The organism is Oryzihumus sp., from assembly GCF_054325275.1.
Genome location: NZ_JBTCWL010000003.1, coordinates 55,088 through 71,533 on the forward strand (window position 1 = coordinate 55,088; position 16,446 = coordinate 71,533).

The following is a 16,446-nucleotide window of genomic DNA, read 5'->3' on the forward strand; positions in this document are numbered from 1 at the left end:
CCGATGCAACCCATCACCCGCTCCGTGCGGCGCCGGGCCGGCGCCGCGGCCCTGGTCGGCGCGCTCGCGGTCACCGCCCTGGTGACCAGCCAGCGGTCGGCCGAGGCAGCCACCTCCGAAGGCCTTCAGTGCCTGACCGACACGCACCAGACGTTCTCGCTCACCGCCGGTGACGGCTACGTCTCGACCCCCGACGGCAACTCGCTCTACATGTGGGGCTTCGCCGACAGCCGGGGGCACTTCCAGCTCCCCGGCCCGACCCTGTGCGTCACGGAGGGCCAGCCGGTCACCGTGGTGCTGCACAACACCCTGCCGGAGGCCACCTCGATCGTCTTCCCCGGCCAGAAGGGCGTGAAGGCCAACGGCAACCCGGCCCAGCCGCAGCTGGACTCGGGCGGGTCGCTCACCTCGCTGGTCCAGCCCGCGGCCGCGAACGACGGCTCGGTGACCTACACGTTCACCCCCGGCGCCCCCGGCACGTACCTGTACGAGAGCGGCACCGACGTCGACAAGCAGGTCCAGATGGGGCTGTACGGCGCGCTGGTCGTGCGCCCGGCCGGCCCCCCCGACCAGGTCAACGGCCGGCCCGACTCGAGGTTCAACCCCGCGCACGAGTACGTGTTCCTGCTCTCGGAGGTCGACCCCGACCTGCACCTTGCGGTCGAGCGGCGCCAGCCCTACGACATGAGCAAGTACCGAGCCCGGTACTACATGATCAACGGGCGCAGCATGCCCGACACCCTGGCGCCGAACCACGCCTCGTGGCTGCCGAACCAGCCCTACGGCGCGCTGGTCCACATCCAGCCGTACGACGCGGTGACGAACCCCCTGCCCGCGGTCATCCGCTACCTCAACGCCGGCGCGGTGAACTACCCGTTCCACCCGCACGGCAGCGACGAGCGGGTGGTCAACAAGGACGGGCACGCGCTGCAAGGACCGACGGGGCAGGACCTGTCGTACCTCAAGTACGACCTCGACGTGGAGCCCGGGCAGAGCGTCGACGCGCTGATGGACTGGCGCGACGTCGAGCACTGGGACCCCAAGACGAACCCCATCCCGACCCAGGTGCCGGCAATCACCGACCAGCTGCTCGTCGGCTCGGACACGTGGTTCAGCGAGAGTCCCTACCTCGGGGTGAAGAACCCGCTCCCGGCCAACATCACGGCCAACAACGAGTGCGGCGAGTACTACCACGTCGCACACAGCCACGCGCTGCAGCAGGCCACCAACTACGGGGCGACCTTCGGGGGGATGATGACGGTCTTCCGCATCGACCCGCCCGCCGGCTGCCCGGCGAACTGAGGTGAGGGCGATGACCCGCAACACCCCCTGTCACCGGGCGCGCTCGCCCCGGTGGGCACGACGTATCGCGGCGCTCGCCGCGGTGGGCCTGCTCGGCATACCTGTTGTCGCCTCACGGGCCGACGCGGCAGGTGCGGTCACACCGGCCGCCGCCGGCCGGCCCCTGGCCGCCCCGGCGAGGGCTTCGACCAGGAGCCTGCCGACCCGGGCCACAACGGCCGTGCCCGCGGCCGCGGCAGGCAAGCTCTCCGGGCAGGGCTGCACCGGGTCGGGCACGGTCTCCTGCGACCTGTGGGCGATGGCCGGCACCACCTCGCTGCTCGGCCGCACCGTGCCGATCTGGGGCTACTCGAGCACCGGTGCGGCCGGGTCGGCCACCGCCCCCGGCCCGCTGCTCGTCGTGCACCAGGGCGACCGGGTCACGGTCACCCTGCACAACCAGCTCGACGAGGCGACCTCCCTGGCCTTCCCGGGCCAGCCGGCCGCCGCGTTCTCCGCCGGGCTGTCGGCCACGGCCGAGGTGTCCGGCACAGCGGCCGGCGGCATGTCGACCTACACGTTCACGGCCGGCCGGCCCGGCACCTACCTGTACGAGGCCGGGCACACCGCCGATGGCACCCGTCAGGTGGCGATGGGCCTGGCCGGCGCCATCGTGGTGCTCGCGCCCGACGGCACCGCCTACGGCTCGTCCGGCACGAGCTACGACGACGACGCCGTCGTGGTGCTCAGTGAGGTCGACCCGGCCCTGAACGCGGCGCCGGCGACGTTCGACATGCGCGACTTCGCACCGAAGTACCGGCTGATCAACGGCAAGCCGTTCCCGTCGACCGACCCGGTCAGCACTGACCAGGGGCACCGGGTCCTGCTGCGCTACGTCAACGTCGGCAGCCAGACCCACTCAATGAGCCTGCTCGGCCAGGACCAGACCCTGGTCGCCCAGGACGGGCACCCGCTGGCCTACGCCGAGCCGGCGGTGACCGAGGCGGTCGAGCCGGGCTCGACGATGGACAGCATCGTCACCATGCCGACCGGTCCCGAGTCGAAGATCGCGCTCTTCGAGGCCGGTGGGCACCTGGACAACAACGGCCAGACCACCGCCGACCCGACGCAGCTGGCGTTCGGCGGGATGCTGACGTTCCTCGACACGGCCGCCCCGGTCGACTCCGGCGACAGCGTCGGCCCGGTCTCCTCGCACGTGACGGTGAGCCCCAACCCCTCCGACGGACTGGCGCCGGTCACCGTGACGGCGGACCTCAGCGACGCGACGACCGGCGGCGCGGCCGTCCGGCAGGCAGAGTTCGTCGTCGACGACGCCGTGACGACCGGCGTGGGCTTCGGCAGCCCCATGACCGGCACGTTCGGCACGGTGACGGTCACCGGCGCCCAGGGCACGATCCCGGCCACGGCCGACTGCACGGCGACGCCGACACCGGTCGCGCTGAGCTGCCTCGACGCCGGCAGGCACGTCGTCTACGTCCGCGCCCAGGACGCCAACGGCAACTGGGGCGTGGTCGGATCGGCCGTCCTCAACCTGCCCAAGACCGGCCCGCAGACGACCAACGGGTCGGCGTCGCCGAACCCGAGCAACGGCACCGACGGCGTGGACCTCAACGCGACCGGTGACGACTCCGACGCGGGCGGCAAGATCACGGCGGCGGAGTACTTCGTCGACACCGCCGGCGCCAGCGGCTCCGGCCAGGCGATGACGCTCAACCGCAGCGCGACCGTCGTCTCCGAGGACGTCACGATCCCCGCGGCGGACGTCACCGCCATGGGCGAGGGCGTGCACCACCTGCTGGTGCACAGCAAGGACAGCCTCGGCCTGTGGGGCCCGACCCTGGACGTCCCGTTCACGGTCGACCTGACCGGTCCGGGCGTCGAGGCGGCCAGCGTCGGCCCGAACCCGAGCAACGGGGTCGTCAGCGACACCGCCAACCCCGGCTACCTCGGGGTCTCGGCGCGGATCACCGACCGTGACGCCCAGGGCGCGGTGCAGAGCCCGCTCAAGGACGCCGAGGCGTTCCTCGACCCGACGACGGCCACCCCGGCCGGTGGCACCGGGCTGCAGCTCATCGCCACCGACGGCCGGATGGACTCGAGCACCGAGGACGTCTACGGCCTGATCCCGCTCTCGCAGGTCCGGGCCCTGTCCGACGGCCAGCACCGGGTGGCCGTCCGCGGCCAGGACGCCGCCGGCAACTGGGGTCCGCTCTACGTCGCGACCCTCACGGTCGACCGGAAGGCGCCGGTGCTGTCCGGCCTCGTCGCCTCGCCCAACCCGACCAACGGCGCAGCCTCGGTCACCCTGACCGCGGGGGTCGACGAGACCTCGTTCGCCGCGGCGGAGTTCTGGCTCGGCAGCACCGACCCCGGGGCCGGCAAGGCCACGCGGCTCCCGGTGAGCCTGGTGGCCGGCAAGATCGTGGTGACCGTGCCGCTGTCCGGCATCCCGCAGGGCGCGCAGCGCTTCAACCTGCGGGTGCAGGACCTGGCCGGCAACTGGAGCAACGCGGTGAACACCACGGTCACCGTGGTCAGGCCGAACGCGATCTTCTCGGACAGCTTCGACTCCGGGACGCTCTCGGCGTGGTCCTCCACCACCGGTGGGGTCTCGGTGACCCCGGCGGCCGGCATACCGGTCGGCGGGAGCAACCGCGGCCTGCAGGTGACCCTGCCCGGCGGGTCGGCCAACCGGCTCTCCACGGTCACGGACACCACCCCGGACGCGGAGACCGGCTACCACGCACGGTTCGCCTTCAACGCCAACACGCTGACCTCCGGCACGACGACGTCGACGACGCTGACGCTGCTGCAGGCCCGCGCGGCGGCCGGAGGCGAGACGTTCGCCCTGCAGTTCCACCGCACCGGCGGCACCGCGCAGGTCCGCGTGGTGATGGACCGGACCGGGCAGGGCGCCGTCACCGGGGCCTGGGTCACCCTCCCGGCCGGCGCCCACACCCTGCAGGTCGACTGGCTCAGCGGGCCGGCCACCGGCGCCTCGCGGGGTGCGCTCACCCTGCGGGTGGACGGCACGGCGCAGTCCACGCTCAATGGCAACACGAGCGGCCTGCGTGTCGACACCGTCCTGCTCGGGGTCGGCCAGGGCGTCACCTCGACGAACCGCTCGACGATGGCGGGCACCGCCTTCTTCGACAGCTTTGTCTCGACCCGCAACACCCTGCCCTGACCGATGAGGTCACCGGGGCCCGCGAGACGGGCCCCGGTGACGAAAGGGGAGTCCCATGAACGTGCAGACCCTGGCAGCCCGACGTGACGTGACCATCGCAGCCCGCGCGCTCGTCGTCGCTGTGGTCCTCGCCCTCGCGGCGGTCGTGGCCGGCAACCTGCTCGGCGACCGGGCCGAGGCCAGCCGGATGCGCGTGCCGCAGAGCGCGGCCATGGAGCAGGCGCTCGGCGTCCGCTTCTCACGGGTCGCGGTGGTCGGCGACGGCGGCCTGATCACGCTCAGCTACGTCGTACTCGACGCGGAGAAGGCCTCCCGCTTCCAGTCAGACGTCGCCCACCCACCCACGCTGCGCAGCGAGGCCCGCCAGGGCAGCACCCACCGGGTGTCGCTGATGAAGCAGGGGCACACGCTGCGCCCGGGTCAGACCTACTACCTGGTCTTCGAGAACACCGCCGGGGCACTGCACCCCGGCGAGCTCGCGACCATCGACGACGGCGCGCTGCAGCTGCGGCACGTCCCGGTGCTGTGATGGCCACCGGGCGCCGGACCAGTGTGCGGCTCCGGCTGGCGGCGGCTGCCCTGCTCGCGGTCACGGCCGGGCTGGTGCTGCCCTCGGGGGCGGCTCAGGCGCACGCCTTCCTGACCTCGAGCAACCCCGGTGACGGGCAGGTCCTCCCGGCCGCGCCCCGTCAGCTCAGCCTGGAGTTCAGCGAGCACGTCGAGCTGGCCTCCACCCGCATCGAGCTGTCCCGGGGCAGCGAGGCGCCGGTCGCGCTGACAGGGCTGCGGCTGGTCACCAGCGGCGAGGGCGACAGCGCTGCGGGTGCCGAGGACACCGAGGAGCCGGTGCAGGTTGCGGCCGCGCTGCCGCCGCTGGAGCGGGGAACCTACCGCATCTCCTGGGAGACGCTGTCCAGCGACGACCTGCACCGCACGAGCGGCGACCTGGTCTTCGGCGTCCAGGAGGCGGTGACCGCCACCGCCTTCTCCGAGCCGGCGCCGCGTCCGGAGGAAGCCGCGATGCGCTGGGCCGTCCTGCTCGGGCTGGCGCTGTGCCTGGGCGGCCGGCTGGCCCGCTGGGTCATCGAGCGGGCCCGGTCGGCCGCCGGCCCATGGGCCGCAGCCGTCTGTGACCGGTATGCCGTGTGGGGCGCCGTCGGCGCGTCGCTGGCCTCGGTGGCCCTGCTGGTCGACCAGCTCGCCCCGACCGGGCTGCGGCTCGACGGCCTGCTCGCGGGCGGCTACGGCCTCCGCTGGGCGGTCCGCGGTGCCGGGCTGCTCCTGTTGGTGGGGGCCACATGGACCGGCCGGTCCCGGCCGTCGCAGATCACCTCCCGGGGTCTGCGGGCGGCCGGGACCGGCCTCGCCTGTGTCGGGACCGCCCTGTTGGGGCACTCCGGTGCCGGCGCGGCGGTGAGCCCGACCCGGGTGGTCGCGACAGCCGCCCACCTGGCCGGCGGCCTGACGTGGGCCGGGGCCCTGGTGGTCCTGTCCTTCGTGGTGGTCCGCGGGCGTCGGGCAGGCAGGCTGGCCGGCGCGGACTCGCGGGCCGCCCTGCGTGCGTTCGGGATCCCGGCAGCGGTGTGCGTGAGCGTGGTGGCCGTGACCGGGCTCTACCTGAGCAGCCAGGTGGTCGGCTCGGTCGACGCCCTGATCCTGACCCTCTACGGCCGGACCCTGCTGCTCAAGGTGGTGGCTGCCGGGCTGGCCGGCGTCCTCGCCCTGGCGAACACCGTGCGGTTGCACGGCCGCGGGTCGAAGGCCCGTCCGGTGCCGGCGCGCGCCGTGCTGGCCGAGGCCGGCGTGGCCCTGACGATCCTGGCGCTGACGGCCGTGCTCACGAGCGGGCAGCCAGCCCTGGAGCCCCAGCTGGTCCGCCCCCCGGCGCAGCCGTCGTCGGTCGCCGTGGACCAGCAGGTCGGCGACCTGCAGGAGGCGCTGGCGGTCCGACCCAACCGACCCGGCCCGGCCGTGGCGCTGGTCGACGTCTTCGACACCCGGCGGCCCTCCCCGGGGCCGGTGCGCTCGGTTGAGGTGAGCCTGGTCGGACCCACTGGTCAGCCGCCTCAGCGGGTGGCTGCCCAGCCCATCGGTGGCGGCCGGTGGTCGGCCCCGCTGGACCTGCGCGATCCGGGACGGTTGCGCCTGGAGGTGACCGTACGCCGCGCCGGGATGCCCGCGACGACCGCCACCTTCCCCTGGACCGTCGGGCGGGTCCCACTCCCCACCCGCCCGGCAACCCTGTCCACCGCGCCGCTGGGCCCGGTGCTGGTGGGCGCCGCGGCCGGCGCCGCAGCCCTGGTGCTGCTGGCCTGGTCGGTCCTGTTGTGGCGCCGGCGAACGGCCCAGAGGCTGACACGCCGGTCCCGGCAAGCGGCGGCCGCGGCGCCCGACGGCACGTCATCGGCTCGAGCCGCCGGGCTCGTCGGTGCGCTACCCGACCGGTCCGGCGCGTCGACCGGAACCGGGCGCTGAGTCGATGCGGAGACGATGGCCCGGGAGCCGGCAGCTCCTGCTCTGGGCAGCGACGGTGCTGGTGCTCGGCGCCGGCACCGACCGTGAGGTGGTGCTGGGACTGTCGGCTTCGTCGCCGGCACCGCCGTCAAGCGCTCCCGCCGCGGCGTCGGTGGAGGGGTTGGCAGGCCCAGGGGCCACCTGGGGCACGGCGCTGCCCGGGGGCGGGTTCGTCGGTGCGCCGGCGCCCCGGCCCCCGACCCGCCGGGCCGCCCTCCTGGCGCAGCCGGCGTCGTGGTCGGAGCCCGGTGGCGGACCAGCGCTGCCCGCCCGGCTGCTGGCGGCCTACCGGCGGGCCGTGGCGACGGCGCCACCCGGATGCCACCTGCCAGTGACGCTGCTCGAGGCGGTGGGCCAGGTCGAGTCTGGGTCCCTCGCCGGCCGCACGGTCGACGCCGACGGCCGGGTCCGCCCCGCCGTGGTCGGTCCGGTGCTCGACGGTGCCGCCTTCGCCGCCATCCGCGACACCGACGGCGGCCGCTGGGACGGCGACCCGATCTGGGACCGCGCGGTCGGCCCCATGCAGTTCATCCCGGGCACCTGGCTGCGGGCCGGTGTCGACGCCGACGGTGACGGTCGCGCCGACCCCCAGGACGTGGACGACGCGGCGGCGTCCGCGGCGGCATACCTGTGCAGCCATGGCCGTGACCTCGCCCGTGCCGAGGACCTCCGTGCCGCCGTCCTCGCCTACAACCACTCCGTGGACTACCTGACGAACGTGCTCGGGTGGATGCGCACCTTCGGCGAGCACGGGGTGTCGGTGCTGTGGCAACCCGAGCCGTTGTCCCCGCCTGTCGCCGGCGCACCCGTTCGGCGGGCAACGGCCTCGCCCTCCCCGACGCCGCAACCTTCTCCGTCCGGCCCGGCCGCCCGTCCGGGGCCGTCGCCCAGCCCCGGCGGTTCGTCGACTGACAGCCAGACCGGTGGCCACGACGGAACGCCGACCGGGAGCCCCACTGGTGACCCGGGTGCTGGAACGCCCACTGGCGCACCGGCCTCCGGGCCGGGCGAGCCCTCGAGCTGCCAGCCGACCCCGACCGGCGACCCGACCGACCCGGGCGAACTCACCGGACCGGGCGACGCGCCGGCTGCGGCGCCCACGCCGACCGACGCACCAACGACAGCCCCCGCTGCCGCGCCCACCACGGTCCCGGATGGGGACACCCCGTCGCCCACGGCCACAGATCCCGGCGACAACCCGGTCCCGTGCCCGACGGGCACGCCTCTGCCGACGGGCACGCCGACCCCCGGCGACGGGTCGACAGCGGCAGGTCTGCCCACTCCTGCGGACACGCCAGCCTCAGGGTCCCCACCCGTCGATACCGCCGGCGCCGGGACCTGACGCCGTTGCTGTGACACGGGTTTCGGGTGCACCGTGGTCCCACGGAGGCCGCGGCGCCGCGACCTCCCCGTCCCCGAGGAGAGGTCATGGAGGTCGACCAGGAGGTCCACGACCGCGCACAGCTGGAGATCCAGTCGGTGATCAACAAGGTCGCCGCGGCCCAGCTCAACCACCCGATGCTCGAGATCGAGACCACCCTCGAGCGCGAGCTCAGGGCGGCCGGCCACTGGCCCCAGCCCAGGCCGTGGCTGCGCGCGGTGGCGCTGGAGCTTGCCGACGGCCGGGTCTACATCGTCACCAAGCACGCCTGGGCGGACCCGCACGGCCACTGAGCCTCAGCTCGCCGGCCCTCGCTGCCGCAGCAGCAGCACGCCGGCCGCGGCTGTGCCCGCCGCGCAGGTCGTCGTGGCTGCCCCGGCCCCGGCCCCGGCGGCCAGGCCACCAGCACGCCCAGGACCACCGCGAACGAGACGGCGTCGACCGCGGCCGCCCCGGACAGCCCCCCGCCATGGCGAGGCACATCACCGCGTCGCCCACGACCCTGACCGACGCGCGCCCCACCGGTCGCCGAACGCCCCGCCCACGAGGAGGAGCCCGGCGCGGGGCAGCGTGATCGCCGTCAGCACGAGCCCACCCCATTGCGGCCCGATCCCGGTCGCCGCCCACCCCAGCGCGAAATACAGCGCGCTCTCGCCCCAGGTCGACACGGTCGCCGCGCCGAGCCAGAGCAGGAAGGACCGGGGGAGGGCGGCGGTGCGCGACTCCCCGAGGCTGACCGTGCTCATCCGTGGTGGTCGAGCCGGTAAGGCATGACCAGCGTGGTGAACGTGCCCTGGTCGGCCGAGCGCACGAGCACGGGGCGCTCGGGCTCGGAGAGCTCCAGCATCACCTCGGGACCGACGCTGGCCTCCAGCGCCGCCCGCAGCAGGGTTGGCGCGAAGCCGACACGCATCGGACCGCCGACGACCACCGCCTCGAGCCGCAGGCCGGGCGGGTCGAGCGCGAGCTGGCCCTCGCGCAGCTCGAGCACGACCACCTCGGGCAGGTCCTCCTCCAGGGCGCTGCGCAGGCGCTCGCGGGACACCATGGCGCGGACCGTCGCCGCGGGCACCCCGTCGAGGATCGCCTGGTATGCCGGGAAGTCGCCTTCGCGGGTCGGCAGCCGGCGCGATCCCGCCCCACCCTCGGCGGTGAGCCGGTCGCCCTCCAGGACCAGGGTGACCTCGGTCTGGGGCCGGGCCCAGCCGGCCAGGTCGACGAGGTCGGGGACCGGCACCAGTGCCCGCCCCGCGGTGTCGTTGCCCGCACGGGGATGCAGCGTCCGCACCGACAGCCGGTAGCGGTCGCTCGCGACCAGCCGCACCTCGCCCGCGTCGACCTCGAGCAGGGCGCACCGCAGGACCTCGTCGAGGGAGGGGTCCTCACCGGGCAGCGTGACGCGGTCGGCGGGGGCCGCGGCTGGGGTCACCTGCCGCACGGCGCTGGCCAGCTCCGGGCCGGACAAGGTGAAACGGCACGGGCGCTGCCCGCCGTGCAGGTCGGTCAGGGCGTCGGTCACCGCCCGGCGGGTCAGTGCCGCCTTGCCCTCCACGCCGCCAGGTGGTCCTCCAGCAGACGGGTGGCCTCCTCCGGCGATCCGTCGAGCACGGCCCGCACCGAGACGAGGGGGAGGTCCACCACCCGCAGGTCCGCGAGGAGCCGTGCCCGCGGTTCCTGCGACACGGCATACCAGCGGTAGCCGCTGCCGGAGTCCACCCGGGCGGGGTGCAGCAGGCCGCAGTCGTCGTAGAAGCGCAGGGCGCTCGGGGTCAGGCCGACGAGGCGGGCGAAGGCGCCGATGCTCAGCTCCGGTGAGGTCACGGCGGCCATCGTGGACCTTCAGGTTGCTTGAAGGTCAACCGTTTCCCGAGGGCGGCGCGGGGGCGGTGGCAACCGCCGGCTACGGGATACCGTCGCCCACATGGACCTCTACATCGCGGTGAGCCCCGTCCCGGAGCACGGTCACTGGCAGGCCGCGCTGGTGCCGCCGGCCGAGGCGTCCGACCCCACGAGGGCAGTTCGCGACATCACCACGCGGGCCGACATCACGGCCCTGCAGCAGGAGTGGAAAGTCTCGGAGGTGCGCTACGCCGACGAGATGGAGCCGGAGGACATCCCGGCAGGCTGACCCCGCCGGTGGGATCCCGGCGGGGTCAGGGGGCGGTCAGGCGGGCGCCGTTACTGGTGGCACCAGCCCAGGTTGTCGGGGAGGGCCTTGCCGCAGTCGTTGCCGCGGACGACGTTGCCCGAGCCGGTCTTGTCCCAGACGATGTCGGCCGGGACGTTGTGGTGGGCGTCGTTGCCGGCGACGGTGTTGTTCGTCGGGTCCGTGCCGTGCATCGACTTCGTCGAGACGATCGCGATCCCGCCCGAGCCCAGGGTCGGGCCGCCCGGCTTGTTGTTGTTGACGGTGTTGTCGCGGACCACGCTGTCGTGCACCCCCGCCAGCAGGATGCCGAGGCCCGAGAGCGCCGGGCCGTCCTCGCCGGCCGGGCACGCCTTGTCGTTGGCCCAGACGGTGTTGCCGGTGATGCGGTAGTCACCGGCCGGGATGTCGTACGGCGCCTGGCCGCCGGTGTTGAGAGCCATCACGCCGACGCAGTTGCCCCAGACGTGGTTGTCGCGGGCGGTGAGCCCGGTGCTGTCGCGCAGGAAGATGCCGAAGTTGCTGTGGTCGCTCCAGCTGTCCCGAACCACGCTGTCCCCCTTGGGGGAGTCACCCAGGTAGAGCCCGGCCTCGCCGTCCCACGACGCCGAGTCATGGGCGAACACCGAGTGGATGGACGCGAACCGGGCGATGCCGTACTGGCCGTTGTGGTCCGACCGGACGTGGGTCACTGACAGGTGGTCGGTGTTGAAGCCGACCACGCCGATCCCGGAGAACCCGGTGAAGCGCATGTCGGACACCGAGGCGTCCTCGAGCCGGTCGGAGAAGATCGGGTTGAACTTGGAGTCCGTGGCGCCGAACAGGCAGAGCCCGTGGACCCCGCCCATGACGGTGCAGCCGGCTTTGCTGGAGGGCGGCCGCACGATGGTCTTGTCCCAGCCTGCGCCGCGGATCGTCAGCGACTTGGTGATGGTGACGCTGTCGTGGAACGTGCCTGCCTTGAGCAGCAAGGTGTCCCCGTCGTGGGCCTTGGCCACGGCTGCGGCGATGGTGCCGGTGCCGGGGTGGACGGTCCACGTGTGGTGGTCGCTGCTGCCGGCCCGGGCGGGCGCGGCGAGCAGCGCGGAGGCAATGGCCGTGACCCCTGCGACCAGGGTCACGCGATACCGATGGCGCATGGCTCCCCCTTCACGATGGAGTCGATGTGTGGCCGAGTGGCCGGTTCCGGTCTATGCCCGTGACTCCGTGGCGCGCTCCACCAAAGGGGGCATCGCCCGCTACGTCGGGACCGTCCGAAGGGGTGACACCGCCGCGGGGGCGCCGATTTCAGGTCCGGGGCCGGGAACGTGTACTCTCGGCGACGCAAAGCCGGGCGGCGACAGCCGTTCGACTTGCCCCAATAGCTCAGTCGGCAGAGCGTTTCCATGGTAAGGAAAAGGTCTAGGGTTCGATTCCCTATTGGGGCTCAGTCCGGGTCCGGCGGCCGTCCCTCGGGGCGGCCGACCGGGTCACCGGAACCCCTGGCGGGGTAGCTCAGGTGGTCAGAGCACACGGCTCATAATCGTGGTGTCGCGGGTTCAAGTCCCGCCCCCGCTACCAGCGTGATTTCGGGATCTAGCTCGGGATCGCGTACTCTGGTGCGTCGTTGCGCGCTCGCTGCGCACGCGCCCTACCCGTAGTTCTTCCGTGAGTTTCGAGAGCAGGTTGCCCCGTGGCCAGCAAGAGCACCGACGTCCGCCCCAAGATCACGATGGCGTGCGTGGACTGCAAGGAGCGCAACTACATCACCAAGAAGAACCGCCGCAACGACCCTGACCGTCTGGAGCTGGCGAAGTTCTGCCCCCGCTGCGGCAAGCACACGCAGCACCGCGAGACCCGCTGAGGTCACGCCACACGGCATACCGGCCGCCCCCGCACGCGCTGCGGGGGCGGCCGTTTTTCGTGCCCGAGCGTGCTCCCCTAGGGTGGTCGCCATGGCCGTGAACGCGAGTTTCGCCGGGCGCACCTACCCGGCCACCGCCCCGTACGCCGTGGGCCGGGAGAAGATCCGGGAGTTCGCCGAGGCGGTGGGCGCGGTCGACCCCGTGCACACCGACGCCGAGGAGGCGCGGGCGCGCGGCTACCGCGACGTCATCGCCCCGCCGACGTTCGCCGTGCTCATCGCCCAGCAGTGCGACAAGCAGCTCATCGTCGACCCCGAGGCGGGCATCGACTTCAGCCGGGTCGTGCACGGCGAGCAGAAGTTCGCCCACCACCGGCCGATCACCGCGGGCGACGAGATCGTCGGGGAGCTGCACGTCGACACCGTCCGCGAGGCCGGCGGCCACGCCATGGTCACCACCCGCACGGAGCTGTCCACCACCGAGGGGGAGCGCGTCTGCACCGCCACCTCGACCATCGTGATCCGGGGAGGCGAGTGATGGCCCTGTCCGTCGCCGACGTCCAGGCAGGCCAGGAGCTGCCCGGCCGCACCGTCCACATCACCCGGGCCACCCTTGTGCAGTACGCCGGGGCGTCGCTGGACCGCAACCCGATCCACTGGGACGAGCGCTTCGCCACGTCGGTCGGGCTGCCCGACGTCATCGCCCACGGCATGTTCACCATGGCCGCCGCCGTCAACGTCGTCAGCGACTGGGTCGGTGACGCCGGCCGGGTCGTCGACTACGGCGTGCGCTTCACCCGGCCGGTCGCCGTGCCCCACGACACCGGCGCCGACGTCGAGGTCACCGGCGTGGTGAAGTCGGTCGACGAGGAGGCCAAGCGGGCCACCGTCGAGCTGACCGCGACCTGTAACGGCGACAAGGTCCTGGGTCGGGCCCTGGCCGTCGTCGCCCTGGACTGACCGCATGCGCGAGGAGCACGACGCCCCGCTGGCCGGCCTGACCACCATGCGGGTGGGCGGTCCCGCAGCCCGGCTGGTGACCGTGACCACGACCGACGAGCTGGTCGACGCGGTCCGTGAGGTCGACGACGCCGACGAGCCCCTGCTGGTCGTCTCCGGGGGGTCCAACCTGCTCATCGCCGACGAGGGCTTCGCCGGCACCGTGGTGCGGGTGGCCACCTCCGGCATCACCGTCGAGTCCGCCGACCAGTGCGGTGGCGCGACCGTGCGCGTGGCCGCCGGCGAGGTCTGGGACGACGTCGTCGTCCGCGCGGTCGCCGAGGGCTGGGCCGGCGTCGAGGCGCTGTCCGGCATCCCCGGCTGCGCCGGCGCCACCCCGATCCAGAACGTCGGCGCCTACGGCCAGGAGGTCGCCCAGACCATCGCCCAGGTGCGGGTCTGGGACCGCCGGGAAGAGCAGGTGCGCACCTTCGCCAACGCCGACTGCGCCTTCACCTACCGCCACAGCCTGTTCAAGGCGACCTCCCGCTACGTCGTCCTCGACGTGGTGTTCCAGCTGCGCATCGGCACGCTGTCCGAGCCGGTCGGCTACGCCGCGCTGGCGCAGGGCCTCGGCGTCGCGGAGGGGGAGCGGGTGCCGCTCGCCGACGCGCGCGCGGCCGTGCTCGAGCAGCGTCGCCGTCGCGGCATGGTCCTCGACCCCGCCGACCACGACACGTGGAGCTGCGGGTCGTTCTTCACCAACCCGGTCCTGTCGCCCCAGGCGTATGCCGCGCTGCAGGACCGCGCGCAGGCCCGCCTCGGTGCCGAGGCACCGCCGCCGGAGTTCCCCGCGCCGGACGGCATGGTCAAGACCAGCGCCGCGTGGCTCATCGACAAGGCCGGTTTCACCAAGGGCTACGGGCTGCCCGGACCCGCGGCGCTGTCGACCAAGCACACCCTGGCCCTGACCAACCGCGGTGGCGCCAAGGCTGCGGACGTCCTGGCGCTGGCGCGCGAGGTGCGCGACGGGGTGCAGGAAGCCTTCGGCGTCACGCTCGTCAACGAGCCCGTCCTGGTCGGGCTCACCCTCTAGCCGGCAACCCGGCAACCCGGAATACCGGCTCGTGCCGGTCAGCCGACGTTGCGCGCGGCCGGGGCCGCACCGTCAGCGATCCCGAAGCTGATCACCCTGCGGGGCCGGATGCGGATGACCTCGCGGGAGAAGTATGGCGCCGGCGGGTCGACGTCGGTGAGCGCCTCCGCCTCGCCCCGGATCTCCAGGCATCGCACCACCCAGGGAGTGACCGAGGCGATGTCGTCGACGACGAAGGCGACCTGCGGGTGGGTCTGCACGTTGCGGAACTTGCGGCTCGCCCCCATCCGCCGGCCGGGGATGTCGATGGTCCCGTCCGCGTTGACGTGGAACGACACGGGGCTGTTCTGCAGGTCGCCGCCGGGCGCCATGGTGGCCAGCCGGCCGAGCCGCTGCGAGGCCAGGTAGGCCAGCTCCTCAGGGGTGAAGGTCATGCCTCATCGTGGGAGGTCAACTGCGCTTGACGTCAAGGGCGCGGAGCGTCCGTCAGTGGCGAGGAAGCCAGCCACGTGTCGACGTCGACGAGCAGGGCCGCCTTCGTACCGGCGGGCGCGCGCGACCCCCGGATCGACCCGCGGGCCAGCTCGGCCAGCTCGGCGTCAGTGAACCCGTGCACCTCCCGCGCGGTCTCGTACTGCGCGGCCAGCCGCGAGCCGAACAGCAGCGGGTCGTCGGCCCCCAGCGCGACCTGCACCCCGGCCGAGACCAGCTCCCGCAGCGGCACCGCCGAGTCCTCGGTGTAGACGCCGAGCGCCACGTTGCTGCCGGGGCACACCTCGAGGGTCGTGCCGCCCTCGGCGACCCGCTCGAGCACCGCGGGGTCCTGCACGCTCTGCACCCCGTGCCCGATCCGGTCGGGCCGCAGGGTGTCCAGCGTCTCGGCCACCGCGGATGCGCCCAGGAGCTCCCCGCCGTGCGGCACCGACGCCAGCCCGGCACGGCGCGCGATGGCGAACGCCGGGGCGAACTCCGCGGTCACCCCACGCCGCTCGTCGTTGCTCAGCCCGAAGCCGACCACCGTGCCCGCCCCGTCCCCGGCATACCGCGCAGCCAGCCGGGCCAGGGTGCGGGCGTCGAGGGGGTGCCGGATGCGGCTGGCCGCGACGACGACGGCCACCGCCGTGCCCGTCTCGGCCGAGGTCTTGGCCGCCTCGTCGAGCACGATCTCCAGCGTCGGGGTGATCCCGCCGAGGTGCACGGCGTAGGAGGTCGGGTCGACCTGGATCTCCAGCCACCGCGAGCCCTCGGCAGCGTCGTCCTCGCCGGCCTCGCGCACGATCCGGCGCATGTCCGCCTCGTCACGCACGCAGGCCCGGGCCATGTCGTAGAGCCGCTGGAAGCGGAACCAGCCCCGCTCGTCCGTGGCGCGCAGCCGGGGCGGCCAGCCCGAGGTCAGCGCCTCGGGCAGCGAGATGCCGTGCTTGGCGGCCAGCTCCAGCAGCGTGGACAGGCGCATCGACCCGGTGAAGTGCAGGTGCAGGTGCGCTTTCGGGAGCCGGTCGACCGGTCGATGCATGCGCGACAGTGTGTCAGCCCCGGCTGGTGGCCACCCCCGGGATCGGTCAGCCCGCGGTGCCGCTCACTCCTCGACCACGTGCATCGCGGCCTCCTCGGCCGAGGCGCCGGCACCGTCGATGCCGACGTCGCCGCCCCACAGCTCGGACTCCTCGTCCTCGTGGACGCCCTCGTCCGGGTCGACCAGCCGGCCGGCGCGGCGGTCGCCCACCTCGCCGTCGTCGAGGAACTCGTCCTCCTCGCGCGGGGCGTCCGGATCCTCCTCGCGGTCCTCGAGCGGGTCGTCGAAGGCGGCTGACGGGTCCGGCTCCTCCTGACGCATGCGCTGCTCGAGGCTCTCGCCCTGGTGCTGCTCCGAGGCGGTCGTCCCGAAGGCGTTGACGCCCCGGGGCCGCTCCGGCGGTGACCAGCCCTCGTCGAGGATGTCCTCCACGCCGCGGTACCGGTCGTCGAGCGTGTCACCCGGCTGCAGCTGGGTCTCGTCGTCGACGCTGTACTCGTCGTAGGACTCGTTGTCGCTCAT

Annotated in this window: 18 protein-coding genes and 2 tRNA genes; 13 read left to right on the forward strand and 7 right to left on the reverse strand. The window is 73.6% G+C overall.

What is annotated here, in order from left to right:
• Nucleotides 1-3: 3 nt before the first annotated feature.
• From ACXVGS_RS01170 to ACXVGS_RS01195, 6 genes are all read left to right on the forward strand, one after another.
• Complete coding sequence (locus tag ACXVGS_RS01170) at nucleotides 4-1,302, forward strand: multicopper oxidase domain-containing protein (RefSeq protein WP_458536543.1); 1,299 nt, start codon at nucleotides 4-6, stop codon at nucleotides 1,300-1,302.
• Between the two features lie 10 nt (nucleotides 1,303-1,312).
• Nucleotides 1,313-4,489: a multicopper oxidase domain-containing protein gene (locus tag ACXVGS_RS01175; protein ID WP_458536544.1), complete on the forward strand. Its 3,177-nt coding sequence runs from the start codon at nucleotides 1,313-1,315 to the stop codon at nucleotides 4,487-4,489.
• 55 nt (nucleotides 4,490-4,544) lie between these two features.
• Nucleotides 4,545-5,018, forward strand: coding sequence for a hypothetical protein (locus tag ACXVGS_RS01180; RefSeq protein WP_458527833.1), 474 nt, complete (start codon nucleotides 4,545-4,547; stop codon nucleotides 5,016-5,018).
• Nucleotides 5,018-6,964: a copper resistance CopC/CopD family protein gene (locus ACXVGS_RS01185; protein WP_458536545.1), complete on the forward strand. Its 1,947-nt coding sequence runs from the start codon at nucleotides 5,018-5,020 to the stop codon at nucleotides 6,962-6,964. Before ACXVGS_RS01180 ends, ACXVGS_RS01185 begins: the two co-directional genes overlap by 1 nt.
• A gap of 4 nt (nucleotides 6,965-6,968) precedes the next feature.
• Nucleotides 6,969-8,345 carry a lytic murein transglycosylase gene (locus tag ACXVGS_RS01190; protein ID WP_458536546.1) on the forward strand — a complete coding sequence of 459 codons (1,377 nt, stop codon included), beginning with the start codon at nucleotides 6,969-6,971 and terminating at the stop codon, nucleotides 8,343-8,345.
• Nucleotides 8,346-8,431: 86 nt separating this feature from the next.
• Nucleotides 8,432-8,677: a hypothetical protein gene (locus tag ACXVGS_RS01195; protein WP_458527836.1), complete on the forward strand. Its 246-nt coding sequence runs from the start codon at nucleotides 8,432-8,434 to the stop codon at nucleotides 8,675-8,677.
• A 189-nt stretch (nucleotides 8,678-8,866) separates the two neighbouring features.
• Here the strand turns inward: ACXVGS_RS01195 and ACXVGS_RS01200 are convergent, their stop codons facing one another.
• Genes ACXVGS_RS01200 through ACXVGS_RS01210 form a run of 3 tightly spaced genes read right to left on the reverse strand, consistent with a single transcriptional unit; the run spans nucleotide 8,867 to nucleotide 10,205 of the window.
• A complete protein-coding gene (locus ACXVGS_RS01200) occupies nucleotides 8,867-9,130 on the reverse strand; it encodes a hypothetical protein (RefSeq protein ID WP_458534682.1) in 264 nt (87 codons plus the stop codon).
• Complete coding sequence (locus tag ACXVGS_RS01205; protein ID WP_458527837.1) at nucleotides 9,127-9,936, reverse strand: hypothetical protein; 810 nt, start codon at nucleotides 9,934-9,936, stop codon at nucleotides 9,127-9,129. Before ACXVGS_RS01205 ends, ACXVGS_RS01200 begins: the two co-directional genes overlap by 4 nt.
• On the reverse strand, nucleotides 9,915-10,205 hold the full coding sequence (locus tag ACXVGS_RS01210) for a MerR family DNA-binding transcriptional regulator (RefSeq protein ID WP_458527838.1): 291 nt from the start codon (nucleotides 10,203-10,205) through the stop codon (nucleotides 9,915-9,917). The genes ACXVGS_RS01205 and ACXVGS_RS01210 overlap by 22 nt, the downstream gene beginning before the upstream one ends.
• 100 nt (nucleotides 10,206-10,305) lie before the next feature.
• Between ACXVGS_RS01210 and ACXVGS_RS01215 the strand changes: the two genes are divergently transcribed.
• A complete protein-coding gene (locus ACXVGS_RS01215) occupies nucleotides 10,306-10,512 on the forward strand; it encodes a hypothetical protein (protein ID WP_458527839.1) in 207 nt (68 codons plus the stop codon).
• Between the two features lie 50 nt (nucleotides 10,513-10,562).
• Here ACXVGS_RS01215 and ACXVGS_RS01220 read toward each other — a convergent pair whose 3' ends face one another.
• Nucleotides 10,563-11,669, reverse strand: a complete 1,107-nt coding sequence (locus tag ACXVGS_RS01220; RefSeq protein ID WP_458537462.1) for a right-handed parallel beta-helix repeat-containing protein — start codon at nucleotides 11,667-11,669, stop codon at nucleotides 10,563-10,565.
• 215 nt (nucleotides 11,670-11,884) lie between these two features.
• On the opposite strand from ACXVGS_RS01220, the gene ACXVGS_RS01225 reads away from it, so the two are divergent.
• The 6 genes from ACXVGS_RS01225 (at nucleotide 11,885) to ACXVGS_RS01250 (ending at nucleotide 14,408) form a co-directional block, all read left to right on the forward strand.
• Nucleotides 11,885-11,957 (forward strand) — tRNA-Thr (locus ACXVGS_RS01225).
• 56 nt (nucleotides 11,958-12,013) lie between these two features.
• Nucleotides 12,014-12,090: transfer RNA gene (locus ACXVGS_RS01230), tRNA-Met, on the forward strand.
• Between the two features lie 112 nt (nucleotides 12,091-12,202).
• The gene (gene rpmG, locus ACXVGS_RS01235; RefSeq protein WP_141789386.1) at nucleotides 12,203-12,373 is read left to right on the forward strand and encodes a 50S ribosomal protein L33; all 171 of its coding nucleotides are present in this window, start codon (nucleotides 12,203-12,205) and stop codon (nucleotides 12,371-12,373) included.
• Between the two features lie 91 nt (nucleotides 12,374-12,464).
• Nucleotides 12,465-12,911 (forward strand): FAS1-like dehydratase domain-containing protein, encoded by a 447-nt coding sequence (locus ACXVGS_RS01240; RefSeq protein ID WP_458527841.1) that lies wholly within the window; start codon nucleotides 12,465-12,467, stop codon nucleotides 12,909-12,911.
• A complete protein-coding gene (locus ACXVGS_RS01245) occupies nucleotides 12,911-13,333 on the forward strand; it encodes a MaoC/PaaZ C-terminal domain-containing protein (RefSeq protein WP_458527842.1) in 423 nt (140 codons plus the stop codon). The genes ACXVGS_RS01240 and ACXVGS_RS01245 overlap by 1 nt, the downstream gene beginning before the upstream one ends.
• A 4-nt stretch (nucleotides 13,334-13,337) precedes the next feature.
• Complete coding sequence (locus ACXVGS_RS01250) at nucleotides 13,338-14,408, forward strand: UDP-N-acetylmuramate dehydrogenase (protein ID WP_458536547.1); 1,071 nt, start codon at nucleotides 13,338-13,340, stop codon at nucleotides 14,406-14,408.
• A 38-nt stretch (nucleotides 14,409-14,446) separates the two neighbouring features.
• Here ACXVGS_RS01250 and ACXVGS_RS01255 read toward each other — a convergent pair whose 3' ends face one another.
• From ACXVGS_RS01255 to ACXVGS_RS01265, 3 genes are all read right to left on the reverse strand, one after another.
• Nucleotides 14,447-14,842, reverse strand: a complete 396-nt coding sequence (locus ACXVGS_RS01255) for a PPOX class F420-dependent oxidoreductase (protein ID WP_458527844.1) — start codon at nucleotides 14,840-14,842, stop codon at nucleotides 14,447-14,449.
• A gap of 32 nt (nucleotides 14,843-14,874) precedes the next feature.
• On the reverse strand, nucleotides 14,875-15,924 hold the full coding sequence (locus tag ACXVGS_RS01260; RefSeq protein ID WP_458527845.1) for an adenosine deaminase: 1,050 nt from the start codon (nucleotides 15,922-15,924) through the stop codon (nucleotides 14,875-14,877).
• Between the two features lie 63 nt (nucleotides 15,925-15,987).
• Entirely contained in the window at nucleotides 15,988-16,446 is a 459-nt protein-coding gene (locus ACXVGS_RS01265; RefSeq protein WP_141789380.1) for a DUF5709 domain-containing protein, read from the reverse strand.